The organism is Streptomyces cinereospinus (assembly GCF_042430725.1).
Lineage (GTDB): Bacteria > Actinomycetota > Actinomycetes > Streptomycetales > Streptomycetaceae > Streptomyces > Streptomyces cinereospinus.
The window spans coordinates 142416-155390 of sequence record NZ_JBHMCY010000004.1 but is presented as its reverse complement, the minus strand read 5'-3'; the positions used below and the strand labels follow the sequence as shown (position 1 = coordinate 155390).

Genomic DNA, 12975 nt, shown 5'->3' with positions numbered 1-12975 from the left:
GCTGTGACGCTCGTCCAGCCGCCCATGCTCACCCACGGCGGCACACACCCCGCCCGCGCCTTCCGGATGATGGTCAGAGACCTCGCCCGCGGCAACCAGGGCGTGACCGAGGCCAACGACCTCAAGGTCCGGCAGCTTTCCGCGCCCGGCGCCGGCGTACGAGTCGGAGATGGCTCCTCCGTCATACGCGGTGCTGCATGGGGGCAGGGGTCGTACACGCAGTACAACGTCGGCGACGCCATCGTGCCGGTAGCGCCCACCGGCGCCTCCGGCCGATCCGACCTGCTGGTCCAGCGCATCGAAGACCCCGAGTACGAGGGAAACCGCGACCCGGCCAAGGACGACATCGGCTACTTCCAGGTGATCCCTAACGTGTCGGCCACCGCCACGGCGGTGCCGGCGGGGATGACTGCCATCCCCCTGGCCCGCCTCGACATCCCGTCGAATACCGCGACGATCACCGACGCGATGATCAAGGACCTGCGGAAGATCGCCAACCCGCGGCGGGAACGCCGCCTCTACACGTCCTTCCCGGGAAGCCTGTCCACCCTCGTCTACCAGGACAACAAGTGGCACACGTGGCCCGCCGCCGCGCGCTGGACCATTCCGGTGCCGGACTGGGCCGTGAACCTCAAGGCCGTCACGACCTTCGCGGGCCTGCGCATGTCCGACGCGGATGTCTTCGCTTCAATGCAGCAGGTCATCGGAACCGTGCAGGGCCAGAACACGGTCATCGACGACGACCAGGGCAAGATCGTCCGCCGGTCCACCATCGTCCTGGCCGACAACATCGGCATCACGGCGGCCATGCGCGGCACCAATCAGACGCTGTACGTGCAGACCTACATGTCCAAGAGCGAGACCGGCAACCTCGGCGTGGACGGCAGCACCTCGATCGTCTGCGACGTGGAGTTCAACGAGGGCGTCATCTGACGATGTCGTACCGCTACCTGACCACGCACGCCCTCACCGGTGACACCCTCGCCTGGGACCTTCCGCTGACCGGCGTCGAGTTCGGCCCGGAACTGTGCGGGCCAGGCAACTTCACCGGCGTCATCGAGCCGAGACTTGCCAACCTCACCCCTGCCCAGGTCGACCCGGGCACCACGCTGATCTTCGCCGAACGCGACCGCACCCTGCTGTGGGGCGGCATCATCTGGCGCGCCGAGCCCGAAGGACAGAAGCTGCGGATCGAGGCCAGCGGATTCGGCTCGTACCTCACCAAGCGCACCGACCTCCACGGCAACCTCGACGGCCGCGGGCCGTGGGTGAACGCCGACCCCTGCCGCGTGATCCGCGACGTCTGGGCGTACTGCCAGGCCCAGCCGGACGGGAACCTGCACGTCGCGGTCGACGGGACGACGTCCAACGCCAAGGTCGGCACGCCCGCCGAGCCCTATTCAACGTCCTGGTGGGAGGCGCCGACGCTCAACACGGTCGTGGACGACATGGTGGCCGTGGCCGGCGGACCGGAGTGGACCGAGACCGTCGCCTGGTCGGGGGACACGCCGACGCAGCGCATCCGGATCGGGTGGCCCCGCCTCGGCACGCGGCGGCAGGACATCAGCTTCACCTCGGGCATCAACGTCACCTCCACCGTTCCCGTGGAGTACGACGCCGACAGCTACGCCCAGGTCGTCATCGGCCTCGGCGCAGGCGAAGGCCGCTCCCGGCGCCGCGTCGTGGACGCAGCCCGCAACGGGCGCCTGCGCCTGGAGCAGGTCCTCGAAGTGCCTACCGAGAAGGCCAACGACCGGCTCGCTGCCCGCACACGCACCGAGCGCGTGAACCGGTCGGTCATCGGCGAGGTCACCGAGGTAGTGCTCCGCGACCACCCGGCGGCCCGTATCGGAGCCTTCCAGATCGGCGACGACGTGCGCGTACGCCTGAACGACGAGTGGACCCAGTACGACGGCTGGTCGCGCATCACCGGCTGGACCCTCAAACCACCGGCCGACGACGAGCCGGAGCAGGTCACCGTCCAACTGGCGCGGGCGGACCGCTACACCTACGGAGCCTGAGCATGACCAACCAGATCGCCAGCCTCGCCGCCCGCCTGGCCGCCGTTGAACGGCGCCTCGACAGCACCAGCCGCACGGCCCAACTCGCTTACTCCTCCATCGAGGACGGCGCGATCAACGTCTTCGACGACGACGGGTCCCTGCGCGCGGTCATCGGCCAGCAGCCCGACGGCACCACCGGAGTCAACGTCGTCAATGGCCCAACACCTCCGACCCCGAGCCAGCCCACTGTCACAGCGATCCCGGGTGGCGTGGCCGCCGCCTGGGAAGGAACCTTCGCCGACGCCGTCGCCGCGCCGCTGGACTTCGCCCGCGTCGAGGTCCACGCGGCCGGCCTCGACAACTTCACGCCCGGCAGCGCCACCCTGCGCGGCACACTCGAATCCCCGCGCGGCGGCACGCTGACCATTCCAGCCGAGCAGGCGCTGTACGTCCGCCTGCTGACGCGCAGTTCCTCGGGCGTCGCGTCGCCCCCGTCAGTCCAGAGCGGGCCGGTCACGCCGGGGCCGGTCGTCGCCCAAGAGGTCCTGGACGGCATCGTTGGCGAGACCGCGCTCGCCGAGGGCGCCGTGTCCCGCGCCAAGTTGCAAATCGGTGCAGTCGGTCACAACCAGCTCGCCATCGGCACAGGCAACCTGATGCCGGACCCGTCGTTCGAGGGAGCGTTCACCGCACAGCTCGTCGCCGCGAACAGCCAGTGGACGCTGGTCGGCGGCAACGGCTCACCGAAGGCTCTGCGGGTCAACGGCACCAGCGCAACGGCCGCCTCTCCCAGTCTCCGCATCACCGAGCTGCCCGTCTCGCCCGGCAACCGCTTCTTCCTCGCCTTCGACTACCGGGTCTCCGCCGACTGGGCAGGGAACTCCGTCCGGTTCTACCTGCGCTGGCAGGACGCCGCAGGCGCTGTGCTCGGCTACGGCACCGCCATCGCGACGCCCACCCCCGGCGCCGCATGGGCGCGTGTGAGTCAGCAGGTGCAAGCCCCCGCCGGGACCGTAGCCGCCACCGTCTGGCTGCAAGACTTCCAGGCAACCGCCGGCACGGCCGACTTCGACAACGCCGAGATCCGAACCGTCATCGGCGCGGGCATGGTCCTGGCCGAATCCATCGGCACGCTGGAGCTGGCTGCCCAGTCCGTCACCGGTGAGAAGGTCGTCGCCAAGTCCCTCACCGCCCGCGAGGTCAAGGCGCTGTCCCTTACCGGCGACGAGATCGCCACCAACACGCTGACCGCCCGCCACATCGCCGCGGGCTCGCTCTCGGCGTCTCGACTGGCGATCGGCACCAACGGCAACCTGGTCGGAGACCCCTCCTACGAAACCGGCGTGGTCGCAGCCGGTCTGGCTGGCCAGGACCCGGCGGTCTTCGCCGTCGAGGACGGAGGCAACAACTCCGCCAAGCGGTTGCGCATCACCTCGGCCGCCGGGGCGTACCGCTGGGTCCAGCACGCCACCTCGCCCGTGCTGCCCGGTGACCGTTACTGGATCGCCGCCGACTACAAGACCACCGCAGACTTCACCGGGGCCACCGTGAAGCTGTTCCTCGGCTTCTACGACGAGGCCGGAACACGCCTCGGCTCGGACGGAATCGTGGTCTCCGCCCCGGTCACGGACGGCACGTGGCAGCGCATCTCCAAGGTCATCACCATCCCCGCCAATTCGACCCAGGCGAACATGCGGGTCGGTGTCGACGGCACCGGCAGCACGGTAACCGTCGGCAGTGCCTACTTCGACAACCTCGAATGCCGCTCCGTGCTCTCGACCCCGGGAAGCGGCGCCCGCGCCGAACTCTCCCCGCAGGGTCTGCGCCTGTACGACGAGTCCGGGGGTGAGGCTGTCTCGCTGACCACCGGCACGCCGAACTACGTGACGCTGACGAACAATGGCAGGGCGGTCGCCACCATCGACCAGGAGGGCAATACCGGTGTCGCGGACCTGGCCGTAGCTGGCACCTTCACCATCGGTGGTGACCCGTTCGAGACGTACTTGGCCAGCTTCGCCCGCGGTCTAGTAGCCGTCGATTACCAGGCCAGCTCTGTCTCGGCGGGCACCACCGATTACGGATTCGTTGAGCTGTCCTTTGACGCAGACACCAGTCGTATGTACCGCATCGTCCTGGACTGCTACGCCGACCCCTCCGTGGCCGGCGGCGAACTCGTCGTCGCCCTCCGGGATGGCGGCGCGAAGACCCCGTCGATCACCTCGCCGCAGATCCAGTCCGTGACCTACCCCCTGTCGACGGCCGGGTTCCAACGAATTCGACTGGAGTGCATTCGCTCCGGCTCGGCGTTGGGTACGGGACTGCACCGCCTGCTGACCACCTTCCGCTGCCAGAGCGGCCCCACCGGCCAGACGGTACGTCTTTTCGGCGGCACCACATATCAGGGCGTGATGTACGTAGAGGACGTTGGCCCGTACATCCCGGAGACCGGGGTCTACAACGTCGGCGGCGGCACGACGACTCCGCCGACGAAGACCTACACCAAGACCTACGCGGCCTCCTGGTCCGGCAGCTATGCGAATCGCGGCGCCTACAACTCGTACTACGGAAATCAGTGCCTCCAGGGCTACTACAGCTCGACCAACGGAATGCAGGCGAGTTTGATCGGATTTCCGGCATCGCTCGGAACCGACCTTTCCGGCGCCACCATCCAGAAAGCTGAGGTTTATCTCTACTTCGATCACTGGTATTACAACGGTGGCGGGAAGGCCGTCATCAAAGCCCACAAGTTCACATCGCGGCCGTCGACGTTCAGCTCCGACAGTGAGTCGCAGACGATTAGTTGGGGCAAGAACGTCGGAAAATGGGTCGATATCACGGCGGTATTTGACAGCACTAGTTGGCGTGGAATTGCGCTGGACCCGAACAACTCCGACCTGAACTACTACGGGCGTGCCAGGGGAGTCGGGCAGACCTACCCTCCTCAGCTTCGCGTGACCTACACGAAGTAGGGGGCGGGCCTTACGGATCTGGAGGCATCCAGCGCGGCCGTATGATCAAGGCGTGGCGCGGGGCCACCGATCGCCGAAGGAGCACGCGGTGAGCATCCCGCCGCCGGGCGCGGAACCCACGCTGTGGGAACTGCACCGCGCTGTCGTCCAGTTGCGCGAGGACCAGCGCGACGATCTCGCACAGCTCCGCGACGATCTGCGCAGCGACATCGCTGCTCTGGCGAACCGTCTCAACCAGGTGGTCACCGTGGACGTCTACCGTGCCGACCAGCGCAACCTGGCTCTGCGTATCGACACCCTCGAACGCGAGCTGGAGACCGTGAAGGCCGAGCGCGACCAGGATCGCGAGCAGGTGAGCACCAACCGGCGCCTCATCATCTCCGCGTTCGTCGCGCCGGTGCTCCTGACGGTGCTGCAACTGCTGCTCGCCGCACGCGGCAGCCCGTAACAAAACGAACAACGTCACGCAAGATCGCTCATGGCGCGGGGGAGAAGCAGGACGCGCCTCATGCCCGATCTCTGGCTGCCCGGAGCCGAGCGGCACCCGCTCAGCGATACGGCACCCACCGACACCCAGTACGCGCCGCGCGTGATCTGGCACATCACCTGGGACAAGAACGGCACGGCGGCCAAGCCCGTCGACCTCGTGCCCTTCGACCAGCTCGTCCGGTACTTCGCGGGCGGTGGGAGCGGGGCCGCTCCGCACCTCCTGTGGGACCCGTTCACCGGACGGACCGCCCAGTTCTACCCGGCCAACAGCCGTGCGAAGTCGGTCGTCGACGCCGCCGGCGGCACGCGGACGAACCGCACGGGGAAGGTGTGCCTCCAGGTCGAGACGCTGTTCTTCCCCTACTGCCGTGTGGGCGGAAAGACGTACGCGACCGTCCGGGACACCCCGGCCAAGGGTCTCGACAAGATCCTGACCTGGGCCAGGAGCTGGGGAGTCCCCGACGCCTGGCCGATGGGCACACCCACCTGGAACGCGAACCGCAGCGAGCGCACGTGGGAGACGAAGGGCGGGCACTACGGCCACGGCCAGGTGCCCGAGAACCAGCACACCGACCCGGGCCCGATGCCGAAATGGCCCACCGGGGCGAGCCCGGCGCCCAAGCCGGGACCGCCGCCATTTCCCGGCCGCAGCGCCTTCGGCCCCGGCAAGTCGAACGCCTCGATCCTCCTGCTGGGCCAGCAGCTCGTCCGGCGCGGGTTCGGCAAGCACTACCGCGTGGGTCCGACCCGCGACTGGGGCGAGGCCGACCGCCTGAACGTCAGGGACTTCCAGCTCGCACAGAAGTGGAGCGGTTCCGACGCCGACGGCTTCCCCGGCCCCCAGACCTGGGCCCGCCTCTTCGGCTGACCCTCGATCCCATCAAGGAGCACAACGCATGAATCTGTACGCATCCCTGCTACGCACCGGGGTGCCGGCCGCGGTCGGCTGGCTCGTCGCGGTGGCCCTGCGGCACGGCCTCGACCTGGACGCGGCTGCCGTGTCCGGTGTCCTCACTCCCGCCGTGATCTTCGTCTACTACGGAGTCTTCCGTTTCGCGGAGGAGCACGTGTCGCCGCGCTTCGGCTGGCTGCTGGGCTACGCCCGGCCGCCGAAGTACGAGGACATGCAGCTCTCGCTGCCGAGAACCTGACCGGGCTGGCGTGACGTCGAGCGCCGCTCGAGTAACAAGGAAGAAGGCCCCCGTCTTGCGACGGGGGCCTTCGACCTCTTGGAAGCCCCCACACTACCCGGGTTCGAGGGGGACTCGGACTCCGCTCTCGCACTTGGTTACAATCTATATGCAGACGTACCGATAGCGAGAGGCGATGGAGTGGCAGAGGATCAGAGGCCAGCGGTGAGGAAGCCGTACCTGGCCGGCGGGGCCGAGTTCGCCGCGCTGTACGACGTCAGGCGACTCCAGGTCAGTCAGTGGATCAGTCGCGACCACACGCTCGACTACCGCTATGCCAAGATCATCAGCGGCTCGCCCTACTGGCTCCTTCAGTTCGTGAAGGGCTTCGGTCAGACCACCCCGCGCACGAAGCACCTCAACGAGACCGTGCTTGCGCGGCTGGTAAAGGAGCAGGACCCGGGCCACTGGGTCGGCGAGGTCAACCAGCTCCCGCCGCTCGTGGGTCAGGCCGAGCTCGTTGCGCTGTTCCGCCTGCCGTCCGGTGCCTTGCTGAGGAAGGCGGTCAGCACGGGCCGCTTCCGCCCAGCCGACTACACGCTCTCCGGATCGCCGATTTGGCTTCTGGAGCCAGTGATGGAAGACGCGCCCGCACTCCAGGCCGGAGCCCGCGGCGTGGACTGGGCGGTCGATGAACAGGTCCTCGCTGCGCTGCGCGAGGGTACCTACGACGGGCCTGGCTCCAGGATCGTGCCGCGAGGCAAGGCAGCCAGCAAGCCCGCCAACTAACCTTGCCGCAGGGCTAGTTGTTCTTGATCTAACCCCTATTTGCATATAGAATAGAAGCGCACTCGCCGGAGTGCGCTTCGATTCGCTGGGGGGTGGGATGCCGGTTTCCAGAGGGCCGCCGGGCGGGGGGTTGGTGAGGTTGTCGATCGACATTCCCCTTGCCCAAAGATAGATTCCAACACTCCAGGGTGTTTGTACTATCTCTAAGGGGGGAGCTTTGCTGATCGAACAGCCGCCGTTGTTCGGCACCATCCAGCCCGTTCGCCACCCCGCCGACGTCGGCAACCTGACCATCCAGCAGCGGTTCGAGGCGTTCCACGCGCTCAATCCCTGGGTTCTCAGGGCGCTGGCCCGGATGACCGCCGACTGCGCGGAGAAGGGGTTCGGCCGCATCGGCATCGGGATGCTCTTCGAGCTCCTGCGCTACCAGTACGGCGCGGCCACCCGAGGTGACGAGTTCGCGCTGAACAACGACTACCGCTCCCGGTACGTCCGGCTCCTCCTGGCCGAACACCCGGAGTGGTCCCCGCTATTTGAAGTCCGAGCCCTGCGCACGGACTGACCACGACCTCTTGGAGCCAGATCGTGAACGCACCAGCGGGCGCCGCCAAGCCGCCCGGCATCAAGCTCAAGACCCGCAAGCCGACCGGCATCGTGCCGTGGCCGCTGATCCTCATCGAGGGGGAGGAGGGCGCCGGCAAGACCTACTCGGCTGCCCAGTTCTCTGCCTCGAAGCGCATCGGCCAGATGTACTGGATCGACCTCGACGAGGGGTCGGCTGACGAGTACGCGGCGATCGAGGGCGCGAACTACCTGATCATCGAGCACGACGGCACCTACCGAGACATCCTGGAGCAGGTCGAAGCCGTGCACGCCGAAGCTCGGCGTGCCGCAGCGGCCGGGGAGCCGCCGGTCGTCCTGACCATCGACTCGGGGTCGGCCCTGTGGCGGATGTTGACCAACTGGACGTACGAGCGGGGCCGCAGGACGCGGAAGAACCGCAAGCTGCTCCAGGAGGACCCCGACGCCGCCTACGACATCGGCCGAAACCTGTGGAACGACGCGCTGGAGCGGTGGAACAGGATCATCTACCTGCTGCGCACCCTCCCCGGCATCGCCATCGTCCTCGCCCGCGGCAAGCAGGTCAGCGCCACCGACGACAACGGCCAGCCGATCCAGAACCAGACGGAGTGGAAGGTTTCGGCCCAGAAGGACCTGGGCTTCGACTCGACCTGCTGGGTGCGGATGAAGCGCGACGCCGACCCCCAGATCATCAAGGTCCGGTCCCTGCGCATGCGCGTGGAGCAGAGGAAGCCCCTGACGCTGCGGGACTTCAGCATCGAGGACCTGGTCTTCAACGGACTCGGCTGCTCCATCGAATCCCAGCCGCGCGTGATGCCCGCACTCGCCGGTGACCAGGTGCAGCCGTGGCTGACCCGCATCGCCGAACTGAAGGACAAGGAAGCCCTCGGGGCGCTGTGGCGCTCGGTCCCCGACCCGGCGAACCGCCTCAGCCGGGACGAGATTGCCACCGTCCGGGCCGCCGCCGAGCAACGGGCGGCCGAGCTGGACAACCCGCGCTCGGAGATGGGCGAGGGCCCACTGACCGACGCCGACAAGCTCCGCGCCGCCGCCAAGCGGAAGGCCGCTGAGCAGGACGAGGACGCCGAGCAGTGACCGGCCCGCACGCACCTCTTGGAGAACTCCCGTGTCCATAGCCACCATCGTCGACGGCGTCGCCCCTTCCATCTGGGACGCCGCCCACTACGTCGACGCCCGCCGCCCGCGCTCCCGACAGACCCAGCTCGGGGCATCTGACACCGTGTGCGGCCGACGCGCCGCCTACATCCTGCACGGCACCACCCCGACCGACCACGCCGACAAGCGCGCGGCCATCCTCGGCACGTTCATCCACCACGGCCTGCTGGAGTCGGCGCGCACGGAGTACGGATGGCTGGTCGAGCGCAGCGTCCAGGACGACCTGATCCGGGGGCACGTCGATGTCGTCCAGCTCGACGCGGCGACTGCCGCCCGCCTGCCCGCCCGGCACAGACCAGCGATACCCGCTGACGTGCTCACCGTGGAGGACGTGAAGACGAAGTCCACGTACATGTGGGACCGCGTCCTTCGGTACGGGGCTACGGAGGCCGAACTGCGCCAGGTCCATCTGTACGCGGGTGCACTGCACGAGGTCGGATTCGAAGACGTACCCGGCCAGCGGTACCTGTCCCGGCTGGGGCCGCTGGACATCGGCCGCATCCGCTTCCGCTTCATCAACCGCGACAGCGGCGCGGAGCACATCCAGGAGATCGACTTCGACCCCCAGCGGGCCGCCGAAGCCCAGTGGTGGGTGGAACGCGTGCGTGAGACCAGCGACCCCGAAGAGATGCCGTGTGACTTCAACGGGCCGGGTCTTGACGCGATCTGCGACTACTGCCCGTTCCGCTCCCTGTGCTGGCCGGGGACAGCCCCGGGCGTCCCGGAGCAGACGGCGCTCATCCACAACGACGCCGACCGCGAACAGGCGCTCATCGACTATGTGAAGGGACACGAACTCGCCAGCGAGGGCAACCGGATCAAGACCTTCGCGCGCAAGAAGCTGGACCAGTCCCCAGCCGGGATCTACGGGCCCAACAAGCTTTCCTGGCGCGGTGGAAACGACGAGGAGAAGGACGACGTCGAGGCGATGGTCGACCTCCACGAGGTCGCCGGCATTCCCGTGCCGATGAAGCCGGATGCCGACCGCATGGTGAAGAACCTCAAGGCGGCCGGGCTGCCCGTCCCGCGGCGGAGGACCGGCAAGAAGACGGCACCGGTCATCAACGTCGCGCCGGCCTGACCCGGAACCCCGAACTCCTCAGCCCCGCCCGTGAACCACGGGCGGGGCGCCCGTCCTGCCGCCATGCCTGTACCGCCCAAGGGGAACCGTGTCCATTCAACTGATGATCGCCGCGGCGTATCTGCCGCCTGACGTGCTCAGCCAGAGCCAGAAGCTCGCCCTCATGAAGATCGCGGACAGCGCCGACGACGAGACGCGTCTCGCGCGGCCCGGCCTGACCCGCCTCGCTGCCTGGGTCGGCGTGACCGACAAACGCGCCATCACCATCGTCACGGAGCTGATAGCGAAGGGCCTCGTTGAACGGGTCGAGACCGGCAAGGCGGGTCGCTCCGCCGTCTACCGGGTCTTCCCGCTCGGCGTACCTCCCACGCCGACCACGCCGGAGCTCAAGGCGGCTGCGGAGGCCCGAAAGGCTGCTCCGAAGAACCCCCGCAAGGCCCGCTCGGGGGTGGTGCGCTCGGCTCCGGCCAAGCCCGCCATGACGTATCAGGATGTCGAAGCCCGGGAAGTCGAGCGGCAACAGCGGGCTGAGAAGGCGCAGGTAGAGGCAGGGTTCCACCCGGGGAACCCAGGGGAAGGGGCAGGGTTCCACGGGGGGAACCCGGATGGCAAAGAAGGCAGGGTTCCACCGGTGGAACCCGATGAGTTTCACGCGGGGAACCCACTGGGTTCCAGCGATGGAACCCCTTCCTTTCCTGGTTCTTCCTCTGTCCTTCCTTTCCCCCCTACCCCCACGGCTGACGCCGTAGGGGAGCCTGCGCCCGCTCCGGTAGACGCCCCGGCGCCGGACCGCGAGGTGCCGCTGAAGGGCTGTGCGAGACACCAGGGCCGCCCCGCTGCCTCCTGCCGTGGCTGCGGCACCAACCCGCGCGCAGGGCGCGAGAGGGAGAGGGAGGAGGCGAAGGCGGCGGAGCACCGGGAGCACGGGCGCTTCTGGGATGAGTGGCACGAGGAGGCGGCCAGCCGCCGCCAGCAGGTCGAGGAGCGGCCCGAGTCGGTGGAGTCCGCCCGCCGGGCGGCGCGTGAGGCGCTGCGCGCATCCAAGGAGCGCCGACAGCAAAAAACTTAGGCTCCCGAAGGGATTTCTTGCCAGAAATCTGGACATCCCTGGTATTGCATATAGAATAGAACCAGAAAGAGGGGGAGAGACCCCCTCGGACCCGGAAGGACGACATGAGCTACCTGCCCACCCTCCGCCGCGCCCACAAGGGTGCCATCGTGCTCGACGGCAGCGCCGCCGCTCACGAGCAGATCCGCACCCTCGCCGACCTCTACCGCGAAGACCCCGAGGGCGTTGGTGACATGCTCATCCAGATCGCGGACCTCAAGGACCAGGCCGAGCGTGAACGCGACCTCGACGGCCTCGGTCACGCCGAGCACACGCGGGACGACATCGTGACCGACCTCCTCAACGAGATCGGCGGCGCGGAGATCTATCTCGACCCCCGCGACAACCACCACGCCCTCATGCAGGCGCGCAGTCTCGCCCACCAGGCCCAGCGCATCGCCGAGGCGGCCCAGCAGCGCGCCGACGAGCTGGCGGTCCTGACCGCCGTCGCCCGAGGGGCGCGTGAGGAGCGCCGGAGGCCCCCCGTCTGCTAGAGCGGGCGTTTCAATCGGTACCGAAATAGATCCCAACTCTGTACTGTTGGGCGGCACAAGACCTCTTGGAGAGAAACCCGTGAGCACCCACCTCGCGCAGATGGCCCCGATGCCCGTGCACGGCAACACCGACGACCCGCTGTGGCGCAAGCTGTGGAACGCCTACGAGCCGGTCATCACCGCGCTGCGGCGCATCCCGCTCGTCGCCGACGTCGAGATCTCAGGCGGCATGTTCGGCATCACCGCGCAGCTCACCGACGGATCGCACCTGTGGATCTCCTCGGTCGAGGAACTGCCCCTCGACCCCACGGAGGTCGAGGGCTGGCACGTCAGGCGGGCCCACGAGGACAACCCGACCGTCGACGAGCTGGTCTATGACTCCACCGTCGACGGCGAGCACTCGCAGAACGGCAACAACGTCGTCCCCCTCATCCAGGCCGTCACCGCCTTCGTCGCCGAGCGGGGCCTCGCGCCCAAGCTGATCGACCTCATGTCCGTCCAGCTCGACGGCGTGACGAAGGCCCACAGGCGCATCAGCAAGCTCATCCAGGGACCCTTCGATGACCGCAACGCGGCGGTCAAGGAGTACGGCTACGCCACCCACGAGCTGATGGAGCGCGGCTGGCGGTGCATCCACGAACAGGGCGGCACGAACTGGCCCCTGACCATCTGGGAGTTGAACGGCGAGATCGTCACCGTCTATCTCGCCCACGTCGGCCAGGTGAGCGCCTGATGTCCGTCGCGGAAGCGGACCGGCCCAGCTCGGCCGACCCGACCGCCAAGCGCCCATGCACCTGCGTGATCGCCCACGTCCAGAACGACGAGGAGCGAGCCCGCGTGCAAGCCGCGCTGGACAACGCGCTGCTCACCAACGATGCCCAGGCCGTTCTGGTCGCCTGCATGCAGCTCATGCAGCCCTGCCCGGCCCGCGACGAGCTGGTGACGCGATGACCCCCCTCCTCGCGCTGCTCGCAGTCGCCGTCGTCGCCGCCGCCGGCCTCGCCGTGCTCGTCGTGGACGAAGTGCGCTGGGAGGCCCGCAATCGGCTCCCGAGGTGCACCACCTGCGGCGAACAGCACCCCCGGCACGCCGCCCACCGCTGAACGCTGTCCGGCCCGCTCGTCACGGGCCGGACAGTCACAGACCTCTTGGAG

15 protein-coding genes are annotated in these 12975 nt (G+C 68.2%); all 15 read left to right on the top strand.

Annotated elements, in window-relative coordinates; all coding sequences use genetic code 11:
* Positions 1-3 precede the first annotated feature (3 nt).
* The 15 genes from ACFF45_RS03440 (at position 4) to ACFF45_RS03370 (ending at position 12924) form a co-directional block, all read left to right on the top strand.
* A complete protein-coding gene (locus ACFF45_RS03440) occupies positions 4-933 on the top strand; it encodes a hypothetical protein (protein WP_381341658.1) in 930 nt (309 codons plus the stop codon).
* Positions 934-935: 2 nt separating this feature from the next.
* A complete protein-coding gene (locus ACFF45_RS03435; RefSeq protein WP_381341657.1) occupies positions 936-2021 on the top strand; it encodes a hypothetical protein in 1086 nt (361 codons plus the stop codon).
* A gap of 2 nt (positions 2022-2023) precedes the next feature.
* Entirely contained in the window at positions 2024-4972 is a 2949-nt protein-coding gene (locus ACFF45_RS03430; protein WP_381341655.1) for a hypothetical protein, read from the top strand.
* Positions 4973-5060: 88 nt separating this feature from the next.
* Positions 5061-5420 (top strand): hypothetical protein, encoded by a 360-nt coding sequence (locus ACFF45_RS03425; RefSeq protein ID WP_381341652.1) that lies wholly within the window; start codon positions 5061-5063, stop codon positions 5418-5420.
* Positions 5421-5480: 60 nt separating this feature from the next.
* Positions 5481-6329: a peptidoglycan-binding protein gene (locus ACFF45_RS03420; protein ID WP_381341650.1), complete on the top strand. Its 849-nt coding sequence runs from the start codon at positions 5481-5483 to the stop codon at positions 6327-6329.
* Between the two features lie 28 nt (positions 6330-6357).
* Entirely contained in the window at positions 6358-6612 is a 255-nt protein-coding gene (locus tag ACFF45_RS03415; protein WP_381341647.1) for a hypothetical protein, read from the top strand.
* A gap of 204 nt (positions 6613-6816) precedes the next feature.
* On the top strand, positions 6817-7380 hold the full coding sequence (locus ACFF45_RS03410) for a hypothetical protein (RefSeq protein ID WP_381341644.1): 564 nt from the start codon (positions 6817-6819) through the stop codon (positions 7378-7380).
* A 217-nt stretch (positions 7381-7597) separates the two neighbouring features.
* Entirely contained in the window at positions 7598-7942 is a 345-nt protein-coding gene (locus tag ACFF45_RS03405; RefSeq protein WP_164932256.1) for a hypothetical protein, read from the top strand.
* 23 nt (positions 7943-7965) lie between these two features.
* The gene (locus ACFF45_RS03400; RefSeq protein ID WP_381341642.1) at positions 7966-9057 is read left to right on the top strand and encodes an AAA family ATPase; all 1092 of its coding nucleotides are present in this window, start codon (positions 7966-7968) and stop codon (positions 9055-9057) included.
* Between the two features lie 31 nt (positions 9058-9088).
* Positions 9089-10219, top strand: coding sequence for a PD-(D/E)XK nuclease family protein (locus ACFF45_RS03395; protein ID WP_381341640.1), 1131 nt, complete (start codon positions 9089-9091; stop codon positions 10217-10219).
* Between the two features lie 88 nt (positions 10220-10307).
* Complete coding sequence (locus ACFF45_RS03390; protein WP_381341637.1) at positions 10308-11288, top strand: helix-turn-helix domain-containing protein; 981 nt, start codon at positions 10308-10310, stop codon at positions 11286-11288.
* Between the two features lie 104 nt (positions 11289-11392).
* Entirely contained in the window at positions 11393-11821 is a 429-nt protein-coding gene (locus tag ACFF45_RS03385; protein ID WP_381341635.1) for a hypothetical protein, read from the top strand.
* A 79-nt stretch (positions 11822-11900) separates the two neighbouring features.
* Positions 11901-12554, top strand: coding sequence for a hypothetical protein (locus tag ACFF45_RS03380; protein WP_381341633.1), 654 nt, complete (start codon positions 11901-11903; stop codon positions 12552-12554).
* Positions 12554-12772 carry a hypothetical protein gene (locus ACFF45_RS03375; RefSeq protein WP_381341630.1) on the top strand — a complete coding sequence of 73 codons (219 nt, stop codon included), beginning with the start codon at positions 12554-12556 and terminating at the stop codon, positions 12770-12772. The genes ACFF45_RS03380 and ACFF45_RS03375 overlap by 1 nt, the downstream gene beginning before the upstream one ends.
* Positions 12769-12924, top strand: a complete 156-nt coding sequence (locus ACFF45_RS03370; RefSeq protein WP_381341628.1) for a hypothetical protein — start codon at positions 12769-12771, stop codon at positions 12922-12924. Before ACFF45_RS03375 ends, ACFF45_RS03370 begins: the two co-directional genes overlap by 4 nt.
* Positions 12925-12975: the final 51 nt, after the last annotated feature.